Origin of the sequence: Streptomyces pimonensis (assembly GCF_041380215.1) — a bacterium.
Taxonomy (GTDB): domain Bacteria; phylum Actinomycetota; class Actinomycetes; order Streptomycetales; family Streptomycetaceae; genus Streptomyces; species Streptomyces pimonensis.
This window is the reverse complement of record NZ_JAHWZY010000003.1, coordinates 211,358-234,927: the sequence shown is the minus strand read 5'-3', so window position 1 is coordinate 234,927 and position 23,570 is coordinate 211,358. Positions and strand designations below refer to the sequence as shown.

Sequence of the window (23,570 nt, the reverse complement as noted above, 5' to 3'; positions counted from 1 at the left end):
AGGTGAGGACTGCGGACGACACATGAGTCACGCCCGTCAGCATGGACGCGACCACTGGCCGATACGGCAGTACAAGCAGGCAGCCCGTCGCACACGGTCGTCCCGGGCACGGACCGTCGCGCACTGGGCCGGCGGCACGCCCGCCCTCTCCGTACTGATCGTCTGCGTCGTCGTGCTCGTCGACCTCGTCGGCGGGACGGGCGAGGTGTGGCTGCCGTTGCTCGCCGCCGGGCCGGCGCTGGCGGCGGCCACCAGCCGGCCGGCCGGCGTCCTCGGGGTCGGGCTTCTCGCGGTTCCCCTCGGCGCGGGCATCGGCGTCCGGCACGGGATGGCGGCCCCGGAGCTGGCCGTCGTGCTTGCCGCACTGGTGGCCGTCGCCCTGGCCGGCACGCTCGCCAGCGCCTTGCGCGCCCGCCGGGAGCGGGTGCTCGCCGCCGTCCGCTCCGTCGCGGAGACCGCGCAGCACGCCCTGCTCACGCCCGTCCCGGAGACCGTCGGCCCGTTCCAGACCGCGGTCCACTACAGCGCCGCGGCGGCGGAGGCCCGGATCGGCGGGGACCTCTACGCGCTCATCCCCACTCCGTACGGGGTCCGGGTGATCGTCGGCGACGTGCGCGGCAAGGGGCTGCCCGCCGTGGGGACTGCCGCTCTCGTGCTCGGTGTCTTCCGGGAGGCCGCCTACGACGAACCGGATCTGCTGGACGTCGTCTCCCGGATCGAACGGAGCCTGGCCCGTAACCTCGGCCACGACGACTTCGTCACCGCCGTGGTCGTCGGCCACCCGGAGCCGGGGCGGCTGGAGGTGGTCAACTGCGGACATGCTCCCCCGCTGCTGGTCCGCGGCGCCGAGGTGGCGCCGGTGGACCCCGTCCGCCCGGCGCCGCCCCTGGGGCTGCGTGCCCTGACGGGCGAGTCCCCCGGCCTCCAGGCGGTGTCCCTCGACGAGGGGGACCAGTTGCTGCTCTACACCGACGGGGTCACGGAGGCCCGCGACACCGACCGTGAGTTCTACCCGCTGGCCGAGGGCCTGGCCCGGCATCTGTGCGACGACCCGGCCCGCACGCTCGCCGCGCTGCACCAGGAACTGCTGGACCACGTGGGCGGCAGGCTGCACGACGACGCGGCCCTGCTCCTGCTGCGCAAGCCCGTCGCCACCGCCGGGACGGAGGACGCGGACGGACCCGCGCTCACCGGCTCCCCCGTCGTCCGGCCGCTCACGGCGGAGCCGGAACCGGTCGTCGGCGGCGCCTTCGACGACCGTGCGGGCGCCGCCTGGAACCCGGTCCGTCAGGGCCGCTGGGCGGCGATCATGCGCCGGTACCAGTGGTAGCTGTCCTTCGGGATGCGCTGCTGCGTGTCGTAGTCGACCCGGACGATGCCGAAGCGCTTGTCGTAACCGAAGGCCCACTCGAAGTTGTCGAGCAGGGACCACACGTAGTAACCGCGCACGTCCACGCCCGCGTCGATCGCGGCCCGCAGCGCGGCGAGGTGGTCGCGCAGGTACGCCACCCGGCCGGTGTCGTGCACGGCGCCGTCGGCGCCCACCTCGTCGTCCTCGGCGGAGCCGTTCTCGGTGATGTGCACCGGCGGCAGGGCGTCCCCGTACTGCTCCTTCAGGTCCACCAGGAGATCGGTGAAGGTGTCCGGGGCCACCGGCCAGCCCATCGCGGTGTGCCGGACGCCGGGCATCGCCGCCTCGGCGTAGCGGTTGTCGGTCGCCACGCGCAGGGCGGGGTCGCCCTCGCGGTACGGGGCGTCGGCGACCACGATCGGGCGGTAGTAGTTGATGCCGAGGAAGTCCAGCGGCTGGTTGATCAGCTCCAGGTCGCCGTCGCGGCGGAAGTCCTGTCCGGTGATCAGCTCGCCCCAGGTGTCCTCCTCGGTGTCCGGGTAGCGCCCGGCGAGGATCGGCTCCGTCCACACCAGGTTGTGCAGGGTGTCGGCGCGCACGACGGCTTCCCGGTCGGCGGCGGAGGCGGTGGCGGGCAGGTGGTGGTCGAGGTTGAGGGTGATCCCGACCTCGCGGACCCCGGCGGACCGGAGCGCCCGGACGGCGAGTCCGTGGCCGACCAGGAGGTGGTGGGCGGCGGCCAGGGCGCCCCGGCCCTCGCGGGCGCCCGGCGCGTGGCGGCCCACGGAGTAGCCGAGGAAGGCACTGCACCACGGCTCGTTGAGGGTGATCCAGCGGGGCACCCGGTCGCCCAGGTGCTCGGCGACGACGGCCGCGTACTCGGCGAACCGCTCGGCGGTCTCCCGCACTCGCCAGCCGCCCCGGTCCTCCAGCGCCTGCGGGAGGTCCCAGTGGTAGAGGGTGGCGGCGGGCTCGATGCCCGCGGCGAGGAGTTCGTCGACCAGGCGGGAGTAGAAGTCCAGGCCCTTGGGGTTCACCGGGCCGGTGCCGTCGGGCACGACGCGCGGCCAGGCGACGGAGAACCGGTACGAGCCGACGCCGAGGCCGCGCAGCAACGCCACGTCCTCGGGGTAGCGGTGGTAGTGGTCGCAGGCGACGTCACCGGTGTCGCCGTTCGCGACCAGGCCGGGGGTGTGGCTGTAGGTGTCCCAGATCGACGGGCCGCGGCCGTCCTCGTACGCCGCGCCCTCGATCTGGTACGAGGCGGTCGCGGCGCCGAAGACGAAGCCGGCCGGGAAACGGGGGAAGTCGCTCATGCGTGTCGGTCCATCCCGGTGTGTGCGGTGGTGATCACTTGACGGAGCCCCCGGTGATGCCGGCGGCGATGTACTTCTGGGCGAGGACGAGCAGGATCGCGGCCGGGACTGCGGAGAGCACGGACGCGGCCATCACGGCGCCCCAGTCGCCGACGTGGGCGCCGATGTACTGGTAGATGCCCAGCGTGATCGGCTTGACGTCGTCGGTGGTGTTCAGGGTGAGCGCGAACATGAAGTCGCTCCACGAGAACAGGAACGCGAACAGGCCGGAGGTGATCAGCGAGTTGCGGCTCATCGGGAGCACCACCCGCAGGAAGACCCGCACCGGACCGGCGCCGTCGATCTCGGCGGCCTCGATGACCTCGCCCGGGATGGACACCATGAAGGAGCGCATCAGGACGATGGAGAACGGGATGCCGAGCGAGGCGTCCGCGAGCATCAGGCCGAAGTAGGAGTTCACCAGGCCCAGGTCGACGTACGAGCTGTAGAGGGCGTTGGCGATGACGATGCCCGGCACCATCTGGGTGATCAGGGTGCCGAACACGATCGTGCGCGAACCGCGCAGGCCGAACCGGGCCAGCCCGTAGGCCGCCGGGGCGGAGATCGCCAGGCAGATGGCGACGGCGCCGAACGAGACCAGCAGCGAGGTGAGCAGGTGTCCGCCCTGGTCGCTGAGGGCCTTGGAGAATCCGGAGAGGTCCAGGCTCCCGGGCACCGGGTCGACCTGGAGCAGGCCCGACTCGGGCTGGAGCGCCGTGTTGAGCATCCAGTACAGCGGGAACAGCATCACGCCCAGGACGAGCACACCGGCGACGGTGGAGCCCCAGCGGCGCCGGGACGCGGCGGGAGTGTGAGCGGCCATGTCGGTCACTTCCCCTCGGTGCGGTTGGCCCGCAGGTAGAACACCGCGAACACCGCGGAGATGAGGATGAGCACGTTGCCGACGACCGCACCGGCGCCGAAGTCCAGCTCCACGAAGGAGTTCTGGTAGGTGAGCGTGCCCAGGGTCTGGGTGGCGTCGGCGGGTCCGCCGTCGGTGAGGGCGAGGATCAGATCGAGGATCTTGACCGTCGACATGAAGCCGAGCACCAGGACGACCGTGACCACCGGCTTGAGCATCGGCAGGGTGACGGAGCGGAAGGTACGCCAGCCCGAGGCGCCGTCCAGGGAGGCCGCCTCGTACAGCTCCTTGGGGATCTCCTGGAGGCCGCCGTAGAGGATGACCATGTTGAACGGGATGCCGATCCAGATGTTGACCAGGATCACCGAGAGCAGCGCCATGTCGGGGCTGGTCAGCCACGGGGTCTGGCCGCCCAGGCCCAGGGTGTCCAGGAACGTGTTGAGCACGCCGGTGTCCTGGTCGAGGATGCGGCGCCACACGATGCCGGACACCACCATGGGCACCAGCCAGGGCAGCAGGATCAGCGACCGCAGGACGCCCCCGAGGGGGAACCTGCGGTTGAAGAAGACGGCGAGGGCGAGGCCGATGCAGAACTGGCCGAGCAGGGAGCCGGCGGTGAAGACGAGGGTGTGCCACAGGGCCTTGCCGAACAGGACGTCCTGGAAGACGGACGCCCAGTTGTCGGCGCCGTTGAAGGGGGCCTCGCCGGTGAAGAACGTCTTCGGCGTGTAGTGCTGGAAGCTCATCACGACGTTGCGGACGAGCGGGTAGCCGAAGAACAGCAGCATGAAGACGACGGCGGGGGCGACGAAGCCCCACTGGGCGAGTCTGCGGCGCAGGCGCTGCCGGGCCGGGTCCGGCGCGGTGCCCTTCCCGGAGGTCTTCGCGGGCACCGGGGCGGTGACGGTGGACGTGGTCATGGACGCGTACCTCAGTTCCCGCTCGTGGCACGCTGCTGGGCGCGCTGCAGGGCGGTCTCGCTGGACTGGCCGGTCAGGGCGGACTGGAAGGCGCTCTGCAGGGCGAGCGACACGCCGGACCAGCCGGCGCCGAGCTTGGCGGTGCGGGACCGGGCGGCGGCGACCTGGTCGGCCAGCGCGTCCAGCTCGGGCACCTCCTCGCGCCACTTCGCGGCGGCCTTCTCGTTGGCCGGGACCATCCAGCTGTTCAGGGCGTAGGTGAGCTGTTCCTTCTCGCTCGCCAGACAGGCGACGATCCGGCCGGCCGTCTTCTCGCGCTCGGTGTCGCCGGTGTTGGGTACGGTGAGCACGGCGCCGCCGAGCGGTCCCACCGAGTCGGCGCCCGCCTCGGGAACGGGGATCTGCGCGATCTCCCAGTGCAGCGACTTCTTGGTGTTGAGGGTCTCGACCTGCCACGGGCCGTTGATCATCATCGCGGCGTTCCCGGCCATGAACTGGTCGTTCACGTCGGCCTGCGTCCAGTTGACCGTGGATCTGGACAGCGACCCGTCCTGGAGCAGCGCCTTCCAGTAGTCGAGCGCCTCGACGACCTGAGGGCTGTCGAGATCCGTCTCGTCACCGCCGTTGGACCACATGAAGGGCATGAACTGGAAGACGCCGTCCTCGGCGCCGCCCGCGCTGAGCGCCACACCGTACCGGTTGCCCTCGGTGAGCTTCTTCGCCGCCTGCCGCAGCTCGTCCCAGGTGGTGGGCACCGAGACACCCGCCTCGTCCAGGATGTCCTTGTTGTAGAAGAGGGCGAGGGTGTTCACGGAGCGGGCCGCTCCGTAGTACGTGCCCTTGTAGGAGCCGAAGTCGACGATGCCCTTCGGGACGTCGTCGGTGGTGAGGCCCAGGGTGCGCAGGTCGACGAGCCCGCCGGCGTCGGCGAAGGTCGGCATCTCGGAGGCGTCGAACTGCACGATGTCCGGCAGCGACTTCGACGAGGCCATGCGCAGGGCCTTCGTCATCACCTGCGAGGCGGGGACGCTCTGCTGCTCGACGCGCACGCCCAGCTGCTCACCGCAGCGGGCCATCGCCTCGGCGTCCCAGCGGTGGTAGGTCTCGTCGGTCGAGGAGTTCATCACGGTGTAGACGTCGCTGTCGCGCTGCTGTGCGCAGCCGGTCAGCGCCGCTCCGGCGATGAGGACGGAGACGGCGGCCAACGACGTGACGGCTCCGCGCGAACGCCCGCGCGCGCGGTGTGCGGCAACCGGAGGATGTGCTGTCACGGTGGGTGCCCTTGCGTGGGACCGGCTCAGCGTGTGCTGAGCCGGTGGCTCTTTCGGGAGGCTGGTGAAGCGCTTCGACTGATGGCGGCTCTCGCCAGGGTGTTGCCTGGCGCTGCACCGGGTGTAATTTGTTTTGCCTGATTACTAATACGTCAGCGGAAGCCGGTCGCGCTAGACCCCCAGCGATAAGATCTGCTTGCGCCAGGGCGTGACAGGTTCTGCGTCTCCTGTCATAGTTCCTGGTCAGAGGCTTACTTCCGGGCCTCTACCGCCCACCCCCTCCGAGGAAGACCATGAAATTCACCGACGGCTTCTGGCGCATCCGTGATGGTGTCCAGATCTCGTACGCCACCGAAGTGCGCGATGTGCGCCCCGAATCGAAGCGCTTCACCGGCTACGCCGCCGTGAAGAAAGTGACACGCAGGGGCGACACCCTGAACGCGCCGCTGATCACGGTCGAGTGCTTCTCCCCCGCGGAGGGCGTGATCGGCGTACGGGTCACCCATCACGCGGGCAAGTACCGGCCGGGCCCCGACTTCGCCCTCACCGGGAACGCGGACGGAGCGGGGGCGGTACGCCAGGACGGCACCGTCACCGAACTGACCAGCGGTCCCCTGTCCCTGCGCCTGGACGGGAGCGGTCCCTTCGCGCTCACCTTCCACGACGCGGACGGACGCGAACTGACCCGCGCCGGCGCCAAGAGCACCGCCTTCGCCACCACCGGCGAGGGTGCCCACCACGTGCTGAGCCGGCTGTCGCTCGGCGTCGGCGAGCAGGTCTACGGCCTGGGCGAGCGCTTCACCCCGTTCGTCAAGAACGGCCAGACCGTCGACGTCTGGCAGGCCGACGGCGGCACCAGCAGCGAGCAGGCCTACAAGAACGTCCCGTTCTACCTCTCCTCCCGCGGCTACGGCGTCTTCGTCAACCACCCCGGCGCCGTCTCCTTCGAGATCGGCTCCGAGTCCGTCGGGCAGGTCCAGTTCAGCGTCGAGGACCAGGCGCTGGAGTACTACGTCGTCGCCGGTCCCACCCCGAAGGACGTCCTCGGCCGCTACACGGCCCTCACCGGACGCCCGGCCCTGCCCCCGGCCTGGTCGTTCGGCCTGTGGCTCAGCACCTCCTTCACCACCTCGTACGACGAGGCGACGGTGACGTCGTTCGTCGACGGCATGGCCGAGCGCGGCATACCGCTGTCGGTGTTCCACTTCGACTGCTTCTGGATGCGCGAGTACCAGTGGTGCGACTTCCAGTGGGACCCGGACGTCTTCCCCGACCCGGAGGGCATGCTGGCCCGGCTCAAGGAGAAGGGCCTGCGGATCAGCGCCTGGATCAACCCGTACATCGCCCAGAAGTCCCCGCTCTTCGACGAGGCCGCGGCCCTCGGACACCTGGTGCGCCGCCCGAACGGCGACGTGTGGCAGTGGGACCTGTGGCAGGCCGGCATGGGACTGGTCGACTTCACCAGCCCCGACGCCCGCGCCTGGTTCCAGTCGAAGCTCAAGCCGCTGCTCGACCAGGGGGTGGACAGCTTCAAGACGGACTTCGGCGAGCGCATCCCCACCGATGTCGTCTGGCACGACGGCTCCGACCCCGAGCGGATGCACAACTACTACACGCACCTGTACAACCGGACCGTGTTCGAACTCCTGGAAAAGGAGCGCGGGCAGGGCGAGGCGGTGCTCTTCGCCCGCTCCGCGACCGCCGGCGGCCAGCAGTACCCGGTGCACTGGGGCGGTGACTGCTGGTCGTCCTTCGAGGCGATGGCCGAGTCGCTGCGCGGCGGGCTGTCCCTGTCGCTGAGCGGGTTCGGTTTCTGGAGCCACGACATCGGCGGCTTCGAGGGCACACCCGCCCCCGAGGTGTTCAAGCGCTGGCTCGCCTTCGGCCTGCTCTCCTCGCACAGCCGGCTGCACGGCTCCACGTCGTACCGGGTGCCGTGGGAGTTCGGCGACGAGGCGGTCGACGTCGCCCGGCGGTTCACCCTGCTCAAGCACCGTCTGATGCCGTACCTGTACGGCGCCGCCGTCGAGGCCCACCGCACGGGCGTCCCGATGATGCGGCCCATGGTGCTGGAGTTCCCGCACGACCCGGCGTGCCGCCCCCTCGACCGCCAGTACATGCTCGGCCCCGACCTGCTGGTCGCGCCGGTGTTCAGCGAGGACGGCGAGGTGGAGGTCTACCTGCCCGAGGGCGCCTGGACGCACCTGCTGAGCGGCGAGCGGGTCACCGGCCCGTGCTGGCGCACCGAACGGCACGGCTACGACAGCCTTCCGCTCTACGTCCGTGAGGGCGCCGTGCTGCCGCTGGCCGGCGACGACTCCCGGCCCGACGGCGACTGGCTGGACGCCCCGGTCCTGCTCGTGCACCCCTCGGCCGCGGCCGGCTACACGGCCGAGGTCACCGTGCCGGACGCGGCGGGGCTCGCGGCGGCGACGTTCCGGGCCCGGCGGGACGGCGACGTCCTGCGGGTCACCGCGTCCGGGACCGACCGCCCGTTCACGGTGCGCGTGGCCGGCGGGGCTCAGGCACGGGGTGCGGGCGAGGTGACGCTGCCGCTGGGATGAGCGGGTCACGCACCCGGGTGGACGCCCGGGCCGTCCCCGGGCCCCGCGAGGGGGGTCGGTGAGAGGACCGTGGGTTCCTCACCGGCCTCCAGCAGGGTGTCCGCCGCACCCACGATCAGCGGGTCCGGCCTGCCCAGGGCCCCGTGGTCCTTCGCCGGGTAGTCGCAGCGGTCGAGGAGGCTGCGCATGGCTTCCAGCCGGCCCCGGCGCTTGTCGTTGTTCTTCACGACCGTCCACGGCGCGTGGGGCGTGTCCGTCGCCCGGAACATCTCGATCTTGGCCTCGGTGTAGTCGTCCCAGCGGTCGAGCGAGGCGAGGTCCATCGGCGACAGCTTCCAGCGGCGCACCGGATCGACCTGGCGGATCGCGAACCGGGTCCGCTGCTCGGCCCGGGACACGGAGAACCAGAACTTCACCAGCATGATGCCGTCGTCGGTGAGCAGCCGCTCGAACAGGGGCGCCTGCTCGAGGAACTGGCGGTACTCGTCGTCCGTGCAGAACCCCATGACCCGCTCGACGCCCGCGCGGTTGTACCAGGAGCGGTCGAAGAAGACGATCTCACCACGGGCCGGCAGGTGGGCCACATAACGCTGGAAGTACCACTGTCCCGCCTCCCGTTCGGTCGGCTTCTCCAGGGCGACCACGCGGGCGCCACGGGGGTTCAGGCGTTCGATGAACCGCTGGATGGTGCCGCCCTTGCCGGCCGCGTCCCGCCCCTCGCAGAGCACCACGACGCGCTGGCCGGTGTCCTTGATCCACCGCTGCATCTTCAGCAGCTCGATCTGCAGGATGCGCTTGGTCCTCTCGTACTCCGCCCGCCCGATCCTGCGGTCGTAGGGGTGGTTCTCCCGCCAGGTCTCGATCGGGGTGCCGTCGGCGTCGAGCAGCACGGGCCGCTCCGGGCGCCGGTCGTCCACCGCCAGCCCGTCGAGCAGGTCGTCGCCGTTCCCGCCGGTCCCGGCCCCCGTCCGGTTGTCAGGCGCGTCCGTGTGTTCGACCGTCACGTCGTCTCCCGCCTCCTTACGAGTGCGTTACGAAAAGCGTATGCCCACCGGGCGATATGCAGTGGTTCGGCCCCGGCTCCGAGGAAGGAGCAGGACCGGGCGGAGCGCGTGAGCGGCCGGCCGCCTTCCGCCCGTGTCCGGGCATCGCATGCAGGCACTGGTACCCAGGCGAAGGGGATGCACGACGCGCAGATCGATCCCAAGGGCCGTACGGCACTGGTCACCGGCTCCCCCAGGGCACCGGTGCGGCGATCGTCACCGGCCGGGTGCCCGGGTCGCGGTCGACGGACGCTCCACCGAGCGCGTGCGGGACAGTGCCGCCCTCCAGCGGGAGGTGCCCGGCACCGACGTGGTGCCGGTCGCGGCGGACGTGACCGCCGAGGCGGGCGCCGGGCAGGTCGCCGAGGCCCCGTCGCGGGTGGACGTCCTCGTCGACGACCTCGGTGTCTTCGGTTACGCGGGAGATCACCGACGACGGGTGGCGGCGCTGCTTCGAGGTGAACGTCCTGGCCGCGGTGCGGCTGATCCGGCTCTTCCTGCCGGGCATGACCGGGCACGGCCGGGGACGCGTCCAGCACCTCGCCGGCGACTCGGCGATCGTCACACCCGCCGCGGTGGTCCACTACGGAATGGCCAAGACGGCGCCGCTCGCAGTGGGCCGGGGGTTCGCCGAACAGGCGGCGGGCGCGGGCGTCACGGTGAGCTCGGTCATCGCCGGGCCCGCCCGCACCGGCGGTGTGGAGGACTTCGTCCGCGAACTGGTCGGCCGCGACCTCCCGTGGGACGAGGCACGGCGCGCCTTCATGCGCGAGCACCGGCCGCAGTCGCTGCCGCAACGGCTGATCGAGCCGGAGGAGATCGCCCGCACGGTCGTCCACCTCAGCTCGGAGCATGCCTCCGCGACGACGGGCGGGGCGCTGCGCGTCGACGGCGGCTACGTCGATTCGATCCTGCCCCGAGGGCGTGTTCCGGGAGCCGGCGGTGATCAGCGGAGCAGCTGGACGAGGGCGGCGGTGCCGATCGTGACGATGAGGGCGCGCAGCACCGCGGGGCTGAGTCTGCGGCCGGTCCTCGCTCCGAGCTGGCCGCCCAGGGCGGATCCGGCCGCGATGAGCGCGACGGCCGTCCAGTCGAAGTCGGCGACGAAGAGGAAGAAGGCCGCGGCGACCGTGTTGACGATCGCGGCGAGCACGTTCTTGACGGCGTTGAGGCGCTGCAGCGGCTCGTCGATGAGCAGGCCCATCAGGGAGATGTAGATGATGCCCTGGGCGGCGGCGAAGTAGCCGCCGTAGACACTGGCCAGGGTCAGGCCGGCGGACAGCGGCCATCCGCCGTCACGGTGGGAGGAGTGTCCCTTCGCACGGCGGCTGCGCACCTTCCTGCCGATCAGGGGCTGGAACGCGACGAGGAGGAGGGCGAGCCCCACCAGGGTCGGCACGATGGTCTCGAACGCCTCGGCGGGCAGGGCCAGCAGGAGCGTCGCACCGCAGAGCCCGCCCAGCGCGGCGCCGGCTCCGAGCCTGCGGACGCGCCGGCCCTGGCCGGCGAGTTCCCTGCGGTAGCCGATGGCGCCGCTGACGGAGCCGGAGATCAGTCCGAGCGCGTTGGAGACCGTGGCGGTGACGGGGGGCAGCCCGGTGGCGAGCAGCACGGGAAAGGTGACCAGCGTCCCCGAGCCGACGACCGCGTTCATGGCGCCGGCGCCGACGCCCGCCGCGAAGACGCCGAGCATCTCCAACGGCGTCACGCCGTGCCTCCGGTCGCCTCGTCGCCGCCCGGGGGTGCCTGTCGCGGGCCGGGGCCCGAGGAAACGTTCATGTGAGGACGCTAGCCTCTGCGCCCTTCGGCGATCACCGAACGGTCAGGAGACCCTGGCCACACCCGCGTGGACGCCCTCCCCGGAAGAGGGCGCCGGGTCCGTCCGGGACCGTTGCCGAGCACGCCGCGGGCGTGCCGGACGGATGCCACCGGGGCCGCGCACATCGGTGCGCGTGCAGTCCGTGGCGCCTTGAGGTCCCGCCGGTCGGCGGGACCTCAAGGCGCCACGGCACGACCGGGCCGTTGTCGGTGTGGACGACCTTCGCGGCGGGAGGACGTCCTGCACCATCCGGTGCGGGTCCGGCTCGGTGGGGATGCCCGTGCCGATGCCGGGGAGCTGGCCGACGCCCTGCTCCACGAGCCGGGCGGCCGCCCGGTGCGTGAAGCGACGGTTCCGCCGGGCGGCGTCCCGCGCCTCGGACGGCCGTTCCTCTCGGCGGTCTCGTCGGCCGGGTGGCTGTCCTGGCCGTCGAGCAACCGGTCGTGGGCCCGCGCCGGGTGGGCACTGCCGGTGCCGAGGCGCAAAGGGCCGGTGGGCGTGCCGGTCGGCACGGCGGAGTCCGTCCCAGGAGTGGACCAAGGGGGCCTGACGGGCGACGAGTCCCGCACGGCGACTGGTGTGCGAGGGGCAGGGGTCCGCTCGTCAGGCGGACCCCTGCGGCGGTGCCGTGCTGGCCCGCGGCACCAGCCGGGTCGGGACGAGCGTGGTGCCCCGTTCCGGGCCGCCCTGGCGCACCTTGCTCAGCACCGCCTGCACGCAGAGCCGCCCCACCTCGGCGAAGTCCTGGTGGACGGTGGTCAGCGGGGGGAGGAAGGAGGACGCCTCGGGGATGTCGTCGAAGCCGATGACGCTGACGTCCTCGGGGACGCGCCGGCCGTGTTCGTGCAGGGCGCGCAACAGACCCAGCGCCATCTGGTCGTTGGCGGCGAAGACGGCCGTGCACTCGCCGCGGACCGCGAGTTCGAGGCCGGCCCGGTAGCCCGAGTCCGCCGACCAGTCGCCCCGGACGAGGGGCGGCGGCACCCGTCCGGCCTCGGTGAGGGCGGCGCGCCAGGCGTCCGTACGGCGCTGCGCGGCGAACGAGTCCTCGGGGCCGCCCAGGTGCCACACCGTGCGGTGGCCGAGGTCGAGCAGGTGCCGCACGGCGGCTCGGCTGCCCCCGGCCTGGTCGGTGTCGACGACCGTGTAGTGGTCGCCGGCGTCCGAGTCGACGACCACGACCTGGACGTGCGGGGGGAGCCGGACCATCGCCGCGTCCAGCAGGTGGACCTCCATGATGACGATGACGGCGTCGACGGCCAGTTCCTCCAGCCGGGAGAACGCCCCGCGCACCTCGTCCTGGGTGGGCAGGGCGACCGGCAGCAGGGTCACGGCGTAGCCCTCGTGCGCGGCGGAGGTGGCGATCGCCTCGAGGGTGCGGACGTTGCCGGTGGTGGACAGGGTGAAGGTGATGACGCCGATGGTGCGGAACTCGCCGCGCTTGAGGGCGCGGGCCGCGCTGTTGGGCCGGTAGCCGAGTTCCTTCATCGCGGCCAGCACCTGACGGCGGGTCTCCTCGGTCACCCCCGCGTAACCGTTGGAGACGCGGGAGACGGTCTGGGACGAGACCCCCGCCAGGCGAGCCACGTCGGCCATGGAGGCCGTGGTCCGGGCGCCGCCCCGGGTACGCCGCGCGTTGTCGGCCGCGGCCCCGGCAGCGGGGCCGGGCGCGTTCGCCGGCGTTCTCTCGGCCGTGTCCACTCGCCGTCAGCCGCCTTCCTGTCGCTGCCTGCGTCAGGGTTTCCCCAGGGGACCCTTGACCGTCCTCAGGAGGGCAGTGTAAACATGCCGCCATCCGATGTTTACGTAAACATAACAGCCCGGCGGCGCTTCGCGGTGGCTGATGTTTACGCAAACATCATGTACAGGGGGCATGCCGTCCGGCTCACGCGCCGGGCGGCCGCCGGTCCGGAACGGTGACGAGCGAGGAACGACATGACGACGCTGCAACCGCCGGTGGACGCCGAGCCGAGGCCGGCGCCTCCCCCGGCGAGACGGGACCGCCGCTCCTGGACGGGGTGGGGCTTCATCGGTCCCTTCGTGGCCGTGTTCGCCCTGGTCTTCCTGGCGCCGATCGTGTACTCGATCTACTTGAGCCTCTTCCGCGACCAGCTCATCGGCGGGACCGCCTTCGTCGGCCTCGACAACTACGAGCAGGCGCTCCGGGACGACCGGTTCTGGGCGGCCCTCGGCCGGGTCTCGCTCTTCCTGTGCGTCCAGGTGCCGATCATGCTCGGCATCGCGCTGCTGGTGGCGCTGGCCCTGGACAGCGGCCGGCTCTACGGCAAGAGCTTCTTCCGCATCACGATCTTCCTGCCGTACGCGGTGCCCGCCGTGGTCGCCACCCTCATGTGGGGCTTCATGTACGGCACGAAGTACGGCCTGGTCGGCGACATCAATGGGGCGTTCGACGTCTCGCTGCCCGACCCGCTCTCCCCCGACCTGGTGCTGGCCTCCATCGGCAACATCGTCACCTGGGAGTTCGTCGGCTACAACATGCTGATCTTCTACTCGGCGCTGCGCGTCATCCCGAACTCCCTGTACGAGGCGGCGGAGATCGACGGCGCCGGACAGATCCGTGTGATCACCGCGATCAAGCTGCCCGCGATCCGGGGCGCCCTGGTCATCGCGACGATCTTCTCCATCATCGGCAGCTTCCAGCTGTTCAACGAGCCGAACATCCTGCGTCCGCTCGCCCGCAACGCCCTCACCACCGACTACACGCCGAACTTCTACACGTACTCGCTGTCCTTCAACGGCCAGCAGCACAACTACTCCGCGACGGTGGCCATCATCATGGGCCTGATCACGATGGTGATCGCCTACGTCGTGCAGCTGCGCGGCATGCGCAAGGGAGCGTGACCCGATGAGCAGCCCTCTCACCACCGCCTCCCCGGCCGCACCCGCCAAGGTCCCCGGCCGCGGCGCACCACGGCTGCGCGGAACGCGCAGGCGCTCCGCCGACAAGCCCGGGCGCAGCGTGCTGCTGACCGTGCTGACCTCCCTGGTCGTCGTCTACACCGTCGTGCCGCTGATCTGGCTGGTCGTCAACGCCACCAAGACCCAGGCGGGTCTGGCCGACTCGTCCGGGATGTGGTTCGCCGACGACTTCGCGCTGTGGGACAACATCCGCGACACGTTCACCTACCACGACGGCGTGTTCACGCGCTGGCTGCTGAACACCCTGCTGTACGTGGTGCTGGGCGCCGGCGGGGCCACCCTCCTCGCGGTCCTCGGCGGTTACGCGCTGGCGAAGTTCGACTTCCCCGGCAAGCGCGGCGTCTTCGCCACGGTCATCGGCGCGGTGGCGGTGCCCGGCACGGCCCTCGCGGTGCCCACCTTCCTGATGTTCAGCAAGATGGGCCTGACCGACACCCCCTGGGCGGTGATCATCCCCTCGCTGGTCTCGCCGTTCGGCCTGTACCTGATGTGGGTGTTCGCCACCGAGGCCATCCCCACCGAACTCCTCGAGGCCGCCCGCATCGACGGGGCCGGCGAGGCGCGCACCTTCTTCACCGTCGCCCTCCCGCTGCTCGCCCCCGGCATCGTGACCGTGCTGCTGTTCACCACGGTCGCCACCTGGAACAACTACTTCCTGCCGCTGATCATGCTCAAGGACCCGGACTGGTACCCGCTGACGCTCGGTCTGAGCGCGTGGAACTCCCAGGCCGAGACCGTCGGCGGCGAGGTCATCTTCAACCTGGTGATCACCGGTTCGCTGCTCACCATCCTGCCGCTCATCGCCGCGTTCCTGCTGCTCCAGAAGTACTGGCAGTCGGGTCTCGCCGCGGGCAGCGTCAAGGAGTGACCGCGCGGCCCACAGCCCTCTCGATCCGCATCCCCACCCTCGCCCCGTCCCGCCCACGAAGAAGTGGAAGCACCCTCATGCGCAGAAACACCGGCCGCCTGCTGCGCGGCATCGCCCTTCTGTCCGCCGTGGCCCTGGGCGCCACCGCCTGCGGCGGCTCCGACGACGGCTCCACCGACGAGGCGGTCTCCGCCTCCGACATCCAGGCGGCCCTGAAGAAGGGCGGCACGGTGACGGTGTGGTCCTGGGAGCCCACGTTGAAGACGGTCGCCGCCGACTTCGAGAAGAAGTACCCGAAGGTAAAGATCAACCTCGTCAGCGAGCGGTCGGGCGACAAGCACTACACCGCGCTGTCGAACGCGATATCGGCCGAGAAGGGCGTCCCGGACGTCGCGCAGATCGAGTACTTCGCGGTGAACCAGTACGCCCTCGGCAAGGGCCTCACCGACCTGTCCCTCTTCGGCGCCGACAAGCTGGCCTCCAAGTACACGCCCGGTCCGTGGAACGCCGTGAGCGAGGACAAGGCGGTCCACGGCCTGCCGATGGACTCCGGCCCGATGGCGATGTTCTACAACAAGAGGGTCTTCGACAAGCACGAGATCGCCGTCCCGACCACCTGGGACGAGTACGTCGACGCCGCGCGCAAGCTGCACAGGGCCGACCCCAAGGTCTACATCGCCAACGACGCCGGCGACGCCGGCTTCACCACCAGCATGCTGTGGCAGGCCGGCGCGCGTCCGTACAAGGTCGACGGCACCGAAGTGAAGGTCGACTTCGGTGACGCGAAGACCAAGAAGTACACGGACACCTGGCAGAAGCTCATCGACGAGAAGCTCCTCGCCCCGGTCAACAGCTGGACCGACGAGTGGTACAAGGGCCTGGGCGACGGCACCATCGCCACCCTGACCACCGGTGCCTGGATGCCCGCCAACTTCGTCAGCGGCGTGCCGAACGCGGCCGGCGACTGGCGCGCGGCCCCGATGCCGGCCTGGACCGAGGGCGACAAGGCCAGCGCGGAGAACGGCGGCAGCTCGCTGACCCTGCCCTCGCTCGGCAAGAACAAGGAACTCGCCTACGCCTTCGTGGAGTACGCGAACTCCGGTGACGGCGTCCGGACCCGCGTGGAGCAGGGCGCCTTCCCGGCCACCAAGGCGGAACTGCAGTCCGCCGACTTCCGGAGCACCAAGTTCGACTACCTCGGCGGCCAGGAGGCGAACAAGATCTTCGCCGAGTCCGCCGCGAACGTCGCCAGCGACTGGTCGTACCTGCCGTTCCAGCAGTACGCCAACTCGGTCTTCAACGACACGGTCGGCAAGGCCTACGTCTCGGACACCACGCTCGCGGACGGTCTGAAGGCCTGGCAGGACGCCTCGGTGAAGTACGCCGAGGAGCAGGGCTTCACCGTCGAGAAGTAGGACGGCACCAGACGCAGGGCGGCGCGGGCGGACTCCGCGCCGCCCCCGTGCACCACACCTCGGAAGGACCGCCATGATCTCCACCCTCCTGTCCCGCACGGGCGGTGCGGACGGTGACCCCGCCCCTCGCCTCGTCTACGGCGCCGACTACAACCCCGAGCAGTGGCCCCGCACCGTGTGGGAGGAGGACGTCCGGCTGATGCGGGAGGCCGGCGTGAACCTCGTGTCCGTGGGGATCTTCTCCTGGGCCCGTCTGCAACCGGCCGAGGACACCTGGGACTTCGCCTGGCTGGACGAAGTGATGGACCTGCTGCACGAGGGCGGCGTCGGCGTCGACCTCGCCACCGCCACCGCCTCCCCGCCGCCCTGGCTCACCACGGCCCACCCGGAGATCCTGCCGGTCACCGCCACCGGTGAGACGCTGTGGCCGGGTGCACGCCAGCACTGGCGGCCCACCTCGCCCGTTTTCCGCCGGTACGCGCTGCGTCTGGTCCGGGAGCTGGCGACCCGCTACGCCGGTCACCCCGCGCTCGTCGCCTGGCACGTCAACAACGAGCTGGGCTGCCACAACGTCTACGACTACTCCGACGACGCGGCCCGCGCCTTCCGGGTCTGGCTGCGCGCCCGCTACTCCACGGTGGAGGCGCTCAACACCGCCTGGGGCACGGCGTTCTGGTCGCAGCGGTACACCGACTGGGAGCAGATCCTGCCGCCGCGGCTGGCCGCCTCCCACCCCAACCCCACCCAGCAGCTGGACTTCAAGCGGTTCTCCTCGGACGCGCTGAAGGAGCATCTGCGCGCCGAGCGGGAGATCCTGCGGGAGCTCACGCCGGACGTCCCCGTCACCACCAACTTCATGGTGATGGGCGGCACCAAGGGGATGAACTACCCCGACTGGGCCGGCGAGATCGACTTCGTCTCCAACGACCACTATGTCCACCCCGGCCCGCAGGACCGCGACGAGCTGTCCTTCTCCGCCAACCTCACCAGCGGCATCTCCGGCGGGCGGCCCTGGTTCCTGATGGAGCACTCCACCAGCGCCGTCAACTGGCAGCCCGTCAACGTGGCCAAGCGCCCGGGCGACCTGGCCCGCGACTCGCTGCTGCACGTCGCCCACGGTGCCGACGCCGTGTGCTTCTTCCAGTGGCGGCAGTCGGCGGCGGGCGCCGAGAAGTACCACTCGGCGATGGTCCCGCACGCCGGCGCGGACAGCGAACTGTTCCGCGCGGTGACCGCGCTCGGCGCCACCCTCAAGGCCCTCGCGCCGGTCGCCGGGACCGAGCGGGAGCCCGCCCGGGTCGGCATCCTCTACGACTGGGAGTCGTGGTGGGCGAGCGAACAGGACTCCCATCCCACCTCCCTGCTCGACTACCGGCAGGAGGCGCTCGACTGGTACTCGGCGCTCCTCGCCCTCGGCATCCGCGCCGACCTCGTCACCACCCGGGCCGACCTGCACCGCCACCAGGTGCTGATCGCCCCCGTGCTGCACCTGGTCACCGCCGACCTGGCGAAGACCCTCACCCGGTACGCCGAGCAGGGCGGCCATCTGATCACCACGTACTTCTCCGGTGTCGTCGACGAGCACGACCACGTCTGGCTCGGCGGCTATCCGGGCGCCCTGCGGGACCTGCTCGGCATCCGCATCGAGGAGTTCGGGCCGCTGCTCGCCGGTGACAGCGTGGAGCTCGACGACGGCACGACCGGCGTCCTGTGGACCGACCGGATCACCGTGACCGGGGCCGGGACCGAGGTCCTGGCCCGCTACCGCACCGGCGAGCAGGCGGGCAGGCCCGCCGTCACCCGGCGTCCGACGGGCAGGGGTTCCGCCGCGTACGTCTCCACCCGGCTCGGTGCCGAGGGGCTCACCTCACTGCTGCCGCGGCTGCTGGGGCCGGCCGGTGTGGAGAGCGAACTCCCGGCCGGAGTACGGGGATCCATCGAGCCGGTCGTACGCCGGGACGCCGAGAACCGGTTCCTGTTCCTGGTGAACCGGACCGACGGCACCGTCCCGGTGCACGGCCTCGACGGGGAGGTGCTCGTCGGCACCACCGGCGCCGACGGCACCCTCGCACTCGGGCCCCGCGCGGTCGCCGTACTGCGGCAGCCCGCCGCCTGACACCCACGGCCCCCGGAACGGCACGCACCTGTTCCGGGGGCCGCCCCCTCCCGTCGGCCGCCGGCGCGGCGGGGGGCCACCCGAGCGCGACCACACCTCACTGTTGGGAGCACACCGATGGCACGCCGCAACCGCAACAGACGGCTCCTCACGGCCGCCGGGCTCACCGTAGCCCTGGCCACCGGGGCCGCCCTGATCCCCGGGCCGACGTCCGCCGCCCAGGCCGCGGACCTCCCCTCCGTCACCGTCCGGCCCGACCCCTCCTATCAGCAGGAGGAGTTCGAGGGCTGGGGCACCAGCCTCGTCTGGTTCGCCAACGCCACCGGCGACTACCCGCCGGAGGTCCGCGAGGAGCTCGCGCGGCTGCTGTTCGGCGACGACGGGCTCGCCCTGAACATCGCCCGGTACAACATCGGCGGCGGCAACGCGCCCGACGTGCGGGACTACCTGCGGGCCGGCGGCGCGGTCGAGGGCTGGTGGAGGGCGCCCGCCGGCACCACCCGGGAGGACACCGGCTGGTGGGACGCCGAGGACCCCGCCGACTGGAACGAGAACGCCGACGCCACCCAGCGCTGGTGGGTGGACCGCATCAAGAAGGACATCACCCACTGGGAGACCTTCAGCAACTCCCCGCCCTGGTTCATGACGGTCAGCGGCTACGTGTCCGGTGGGTTCGACGCCACCGCCGACCAGCTGAAGACCGAGTCGGTCGACGACTTCGCCGCCTACCTGGCGGGCGCCACCCAGCGGCTGGAGAAGGCGCACGGCATCGAGGTCGACACCGTCGACCCCTTCAACGAGCCGAACACCACCTACTGGAGCACCCGCCTCGGCACGGACGGCGAACCCGTCGGCGGACGTCAGGAGGGCGCCCACATCGGCCCCGCGCTCCAGGAGAAGGTGCTCCACGCGCTCGCCCCGGCGCTGAGGAAGGCGAGGACCAAGGCGGAGATATCCGCCATGGACGAGACCAACCCGTCGGTCTTCGCACAGAACTGGAACGCCTACTCACCCGGGACGCGTGACCTCGTCGGCCAGATGAACGTCCACACCTACGGAACCGGCCAGCGCACCACCGTGCGCGACATCGCCAAGGCCGAGGACAAGCGGCTGTGGATGAGCGAGGTCGAGGGCGACTGGGGCGACGGACAGAGCTTCACGGACATGCGTCCCGGTCTCGGCCTCGCCCAGCGCATCGTCGACGACCTGCGTGAACTGGAGCCGCGCGCCTGGGTGTTCTGGCAGCCCGTCGAGGACTACGACAACATGAAGCCCGGCGGCGAGTCCGCCAGGGGCGGCAACTGGGGCGAGATCCAGCTCCCCTTCAGCTGCACCTCCGAGGACACCCTCGAGACCTGCCCCATCCGCACGAACACCAAGTTCGACACCGCCCGCAACTTCACCCACTTCATCAGGCCGGGCGACCGGCTGATCAAGGTGGACGACACCTCCAGCGCGGCGGCGGTGACGAAGAACGGCAGGGGCGCCTCGCTCGTCCACGTCAACAGCACCGCCGAGGCCCGCAACGTCACCGTCGATTTGTCCAAGTTCCGCACTGTCAGCCGCAACGCGACCGTCACCCCCGTGGTGACCAGCGCCGACGGAAAGCTGGAGCGGCACCGGGCCGTCAAGGTCACCGACCGCGCGGCCACCTTCACCGTGCCCGCCCGGTCGGTGACGTCCTTCGTCGTCCAGGGCGTCTCCGGCGTCGCGAAGGACGCCCCGCTGCTGCGCAAGGGTCACACCTACACCCTCACCGGCGTGCAGAGCGGCAAGGCGGTCACCGTGGCGGACGACGGCACGAAGCTCGTCATCGGCACCGGCGACGGCTCCGCGTCCCAGCAGTGGCGGCTGAGCGCGGTGCGCCCCGACGACGGCGTGCGTAAGCGCTACGAGTTCACCAGCCCGGTGGACGGTGAGCGGCTGGCCGTGCGCGACGACGTCCCGGTGGCCGAACCGCACACCGGTGAGCGGGACCCGGCCGCCGAATGGATCATGTCGACCACGGGTGACGGCACCTGGACCCTGGTGAACGCTGCCACCGGCCGCCTCCTGGAGGTCGGCGGACAGGCCACGCACGAGGGTGCCGCGGTCACGACGTGGCAGCCCAACTCCGGTTCCAACCAGCGCTGGACGGTCACGGACGTCACGGACTGACCGATCCCGTCCCGCTCGGCCGCACCGCCCGCACGGCGGTGCGGCCGGGCCGCTTCCCCCGACACTCGTGGGGAACACCAGCGGCACACGACGACGCCGAGCACGAGGTGCGCCGCCGTTGAAAAGGATTTCGTCCCTTGAATCCACGGCCATGGGCCGGGGTCCCGCATCCGGGAGTTCATGATTCCTTGGGCGGCGCGTGGAGGGGAGGACAGACACCTCCGGCAATGTTTTGGCATGAACCTGCGGCCCGATGGCCGGGTCGCAGTCTCATGGAGGTGTGGGATGCACCGAAGGCTCGCCACCGCACTCGCCGCCCCGACCCTGGCCCTGGCCGGTGTCCTCGGCACCGCCACCGCCGCCGACGCCGTACCCGCAGACAAGCCCCAGGTCCTCGCGAGCTGGACGCAGACCAGCTCGTCGAGCTACAGCCTTTGGACCGCGGCCCGTGCCAACCGATCCGCCTGGTCGGCCTACCAGTTCGACTGGTCCACCGACTACTGCTCCTCCTCCCCGGACAACCCCTTCGGCTTCCCGTTCTCGACCGCCTGCGCCCGCCACGACTTCGGCTACCGCAACTACAAGGCCGCGGGCACGTTCAGCGCCAACAAGACACGGCTCGACAGCGCCTTCTACGAGGACCTCAAGCGTGTCTGCAACGGCTACGGCGGCGCCACGAAGACCGCCTGCAACAGCACCGCGTGGACGTACTACCAGGCCGTCAGGGCCTTTGGCTGAGTCCACCGTTCCACCAGGCCCGGTCCCACCGCCGCCGGCCGCCCGACGGGCCGGCGGCGGTGCGCCGCCGGCCCGCGCGGACTACCGGCGGCTGCGCACCAGCACGTACAGGAAGTACGGCGTTCCGATCACGGCCGTCATCAGGCCGGCGCCCAGTTGGGCGGGGGCGATCGCGGTGCGGCCCACCAGGTCGGCCGTGCACACCAGGACGGCACCGAGGAGCAGCGCGACCGGCAGGACGCGGCTGTGCCGCCGTCCGACGAGGGCGCGCGCCGCGTGCGGGGCGACCAGGCCGACGAAGCCGACGGTGCCCGCGGCGGCGACGGCGGTGGCGCTGAGCAGCACGCTCAGGACGAGGAGGCCCAGTCTCCCGCGCGCCAGGTCGAGTCCGAGGAGCCGGGGGGTGTCCTCGTCGAGGGAGACCAGGTCGAGTTCCCGGTGCCGTGCTCCGGCCGCCGCGACACCGGCCGCGAGGACGACGGCGAGAGGGAGGACGTCGGGCAGGGTCCGGCCGTAGGTGGAGCCCGACAGCCAGGTGAGCGCCTTGGTCGCGTTGAACGGGTCGGTGAGCACGATCAGCAGGCTGATCAGGGCCGTCGTCGCGGTCGCGGCGCCGATGCCGACGAGCACCAGCCGGTTCTGCTGGTAGCCACCGCGTGCGGCGAGGCCGAACACGACGACCGCGGTGACCGCGGATCCGGCGAAGGCCGCCCCGGCGACGCCCCAGCCCCCGGCGGCGGGGACCGTGGTCACGAGGATCACCGCACCGAGCGCGCCGCCGCCGGAGACCCCGAGGACGGCGGGCTCCGCGAGCGGGTTGCGGGTGACGGCCTGCACCAGGGTGCCGGCCAGCGCGAGCGCCGCTCCGGCCAGGAGCGCGGCGAACACCCGGGGCACACGGGTGTCCAGCACGAAGGAGACGGTCCTGCCCGCTCTGCCCTGTGCCCAGTTGACCACGTCGCCCAGCAGCAGCTTGCTGTCCCCCAGCAGGACGGCGGCGACGGTGACGCCGACCAGGACGACCGACAGCACGGTGAGCGTGGTGAGGAGGACGGCGCGGCTGCGGATGCGCAGCTTGTCCGGTGCGGCGGCGCCGGCGGTGTCGCGGAGCCGGGCCGCCATCACCACCAGGAACGTCGCGCCGACGAGGCTGGTGACCACGCCGGTGGGGACCGCGACGGCGGTGTCCGCGCCGGCGAACGCGCGCAGCAGCACGTCCGCCCCGAGCACCAGCGCGGCGCCGACGAGGCCCGCGACCGGCACGCCCGCCCGCAGCCGCCGCAGCCCACGGGCCCGGCGGGCGAGCGGGCGGGCGAGGGCCGGGGCGCACAGGCCGACGAAGCCGATCGGGCCGGCCAGGGTGACGGCCGCCGCGGAGAGCAGGGTCGCCAGGACGACGGCCGTGACGCGGGTGGACCGCACCGGGACGCCGAGTCCGCGGGCCGCGTCGTCGCCGAGGGCGAGGGCGTCGATCCGGCGGGCGATGAGCAGCAGCCCGACGAGTGCGAGGACGGCGACGGGCAGCGTCTGGAGGACACCGTCGAAGCCGTTCTGGCCGATGCTGCCCTGGTTCCACCGGTAGAGGCCCTCGGTCTGCTGCGGGAACAGCAGGAGCAGCCCCTCGGTGACGGCGGTGAGCCCGAGGGCGAGCGCGGTGCCGGCGAGCACCAGCCGTACGGTGCCGGTGCCGAGCCCCGACAGTCCGAGGACGACGGCCGCCGCCGCGAGCCCGCCGGCGAAGGCGATGCCCGAGGAGGCGAGCAGCGGCAGGGACACGCCGGTGACGGCGGTGATGCCGAGGGCGAAGTAGGAGCCCGCGTTGACGGCGAGGGTGTCCGGGGAGGCCAGGACGTTGCGGCTGACGGCCTGCAGGGCGACGCCGGCCGTGCCGAGGGCCGCGCCCACGAGGAGCCCGGCGGTCATGCGGGGCAGCCGTGAGGCGATGACGACGGACGCGTCGGCCGGGTCGGCCCGGCCGGTGAGGGCCTTGAGGACCTCGGCCGGGCCGACCGCGGCGGTGCCCTGGGCGATGTCGACGACGGCGAGGGCGGCGACCAGGAGCACCAGCGCGGTCGTCACCGCGGCCGCGCCCGCCCGGGACGACACCGTCGCCGGACGGACGGTGGGAGTGGTGGCGGTGACGGCCATCGC

Annotated in this window: 17 protein-coding genes and 1 pseudogene; 9 read left to right on the top strand and 9 right to left on the bottom strand. The window is 71.6% G+C overall.

All coding sequences use genetic code 11. The features are described from left to right. Nucleotides 1–22 precede the first annotated feature (22 nt). Entirely contained in the window at nucleotides 23–1,330 is a 1,308-nt protein-coding gene (locus KYY02_RS05240; RefSeq protein WP_371236231.1) for a PP2C family protein-serine/threonine phosphatase, read from the top strand. On the opposite strand, the gene KYY02_RS05235 is transcribed toward KYY02_RS05240, so the two are convergent. From KYY02_RS05235 to KYY02_RS05220, 4 genes are read right to left on the bottom strand one after another with little or no spacing between them, the layout of a single operon-like run. Beyond that, nucleotides 1,288–2,667, bottom strand: a complete 1,380-nt coding sequence (locus KYY02_RS05235) for a GH1 family beta-glucosidase (RefSeq protein ID WP_371236230.1) — start codon at nucleotides 2,665–2,667, stop codon at nucleotides 1,288–1,290. The genes KYY02_RS05240 and KYY02_RS05235 overlap by 43 nt on opposite strands. Nucleotides 2,668–2,701: 34 nt before the next feature. Continuing rightward, entirely contained in the window at nucleotides 2,702–3,529 is an 828-nt protein-coding gene (locus KYY02_RS05230) for a carbohydrate ABC transporter permease (RefSeq protein ID WP_371236229.1), read from the bottom strand. 5 nt (nucleotides 3,530–3,534) lie between these two features. After that, nucleotides 3,535–4,488: a carbohydrate ABC transporter permease gene (locus tag KYY02_RS05225; protein WP_371236228.1), complete on the bottom strand. Its 954-nt coding sequence runs from the start codon at nucleotides 4,486–4,488 to the stop codon at nucleotides 3,535–3,537. An 11-nt stretch (nucleotides 4,489–4,499) separates the two neighbouring features. Next, nucleotides 4,500–5,759 (bottom strand): ABC transporter substrate-binding protein, encoded by a 1,260-nt coding sequence (locus KYY02_RS05220; protein ID WP_371236227.1) that lies wholly within the window; start codon nucleotides 5,757–5,759, stop codon nucleotides 4,500–4,502. A 293-nt stretch (nucleotides 5,760–6,052) separates the two neighbouring features. Here KYY02_RS05220 and yicI point away from each other — a divergent pair, with 293 nt between their 5' ends. Continuing rightward, nucleotides 6,053–8,323: an alpha-xylosidase gene (yicI, locus tag KYY02_RS05215; RefSeq protein ID WP_371236226.1), complete on the top strand. Its 2,271-nt coding sequence runs from the start codon at nucleotides 6,053–6,055 to the stop codon at nucleotides 8,321–8,323. 5 nt (nucleotides 8,324–8,328) lie between these two features. Here yicI and ppk2 read toward each other — a convergent pair whose 3' ends face one another. After that, nucleotides 8,329–9,327: a polyphosphate kinase 2 gene (gene ppk2 / locus KYY02_RS05210; RefSeq protein WP_371236225.1), complete on the bottom strand. Its 999-nt coding sequence runs from the start codon at nucleotides 9,325–9,327 to the stop codon at nucleotides 8,329–8,331. A gap of 177 nt (nucleotides 9,328–9,504) precedes the next feature. On the opposite strand from ppk2, the pseudogene KYY02_RS05205 reads away from it, so the two are divergent. Further along, nucleotides 9,505–10,283: pseudogene (locus KYY02_RS05205) on the top strand (SDR family NAD(P)-dependent oxidoreductase); the annotation flags it as partial. A 29-nt stretch (nucleotides 10,284–10,312) separates the two neighbouring features. Here the strand turns inward: KYY02_RS05205 and KYY02_RS05200 are convergent. The 3 genes from KYY02_RS05200 to KYY02_RS05190 form a co-directional block, all read right to left on the bottom strand. Continuing rightward, entirely contained in the window at nucleotides 10,313–11,074 is a 762-nt protein-coding gene (locus KYY02_RS05200; protein WP_371236224.1) for a sulfite exporter TauE/SafE family protein, read from the bottom strand. A 114-nt stretch (nucleotides 11,075–11,188) separates the two neighbouring features. Beyond that, nucleotides 11,189–11,725: an SAM-dependent methyltransferase gene (locus KYY02_RS05195; protein WP_371236223.1), complete on the bottom strand. Its 537-nt coding sequence runs from the start codon at nucleotides 11,723–11,725 to the stop codon at nucleotides 11,189–11,191. A gap of 63 nt (nucleotides 11,726–11,788) precedes the next feature. Continuing rightward, entirely contained in the window at nucleotides 11,789–12,781 is a 993-nt protein-coding gene (locus KYY02_RS05190; RefSeq protein WP_371236222.1) for a LacI family DNA-binding transcriptional regulator, read from the bottom strand. Between the two features lie 339 nt (nucleotides 12,782–13,120). Here KYY02_RS05190 and KYY02_RS05185 point away from each other — a divergent pair, with 339 nt between their 5' ends. The 6 genes from KYY02_RS05185 to KYY02_RS05160 all read left to right on the top strand — a co-directional run bounded on the left by KYY02_RS05185 (nucleotide 13,121) and on the right by KYY02_RS05160 (nucleotide 21,419). Then, nucleotides 13,121–14,047 carry a carbohydrate ABC transporter permease gene (locus KYY02_RS05185; protein ID WP_371236221.1) on the top strand — a complete coding sequence of 309 codons (927 nt, stop codon included), beginning with the start codon at nucleotides 13,121–13,123 and terminating at the stop codon, nucleotides 14,045–14,047. Between the two features lie 4 nt (nucleotides 14,048–14,051). Further along, on the top strand, nucleotides 14,052–14,993 hold the full coding sequence (locus KYY02_RS05180; RefSeq protein WP_371236220.1) for a carbohydrate ABC transporter permease: 942 nt from the start codon (nucleotides 14,052–14,054) through the stop codon (nucleotides 14,991–14,993). 77 nt (nucleotides 14,994–15,070) lie between these two features. After that, entirely contained in the window at nucleotides 15,071–16,408 is a 1,338-nt protein-coding gene (locus KYY02_RS05175; RefSeq protein ID WP_371236219.1) for an ABC transporter substrate-binding protein, read from the top strand. A gap of 73 nt (nucleotides 16,409–16,481) precedes the next feature. Beyond that, on the top strand, nucleotides 16,482–18,524 hold the full coding sequence (locus KYY02_RS05170; RefSeq protein WP_371236218.1) for a beta-galactosidase: 2,043 nt from the start codon (nucleotides 16,482–16,484) through the stop codon (nucleotides 18,522–18,524). A gap of 117 nt (nucleotides 18,525–18,641) precedes the next feature. Next, nucleotides 18,642–20,681, top strand: a complete 2,040-nt coding sequence (locus tag KYY02_RS05165) for an RICIN domain-containing protein (protein ID WP_371236217.1) — start codon at nucleotides 18,642–18,644, stop codon at nucleotides 20,679–20,681. Nucleotides 20,682–20,966: 285 nt separating this feature from the next. Beyond that, on the top strand, nucleotides 20,967–21,419 hold the full coding sequence (locus KYY02_RS05160) for a phospholipase (protein WP_371236216.1): 453 nt from the start codon (nucleotides 20,967–20,969) through the stop codon (nucleotides 21,417–21,419). A gap of 81 nt (nucleotides 21,420–21,500) precedes the next feature. Here KYY02_RS05160 and KYY02_RS05155 read toward each other — a convergent pair whose 3' ends face one another. Continuing rightward, nucleotides 21,501–23,567, bottom strand: a complete 2,067-nt coding sequence (locus KYY02_RS05155) for an iron ABC transporter permease (protein WP_371236215.1) — start codon at nucleotides 23,565–23,567, stop codon at nucleotides 21,501–21,503. Between the last annotated feature and the right edge of the window lie 3 nt (nucleotides 23,568–23,570).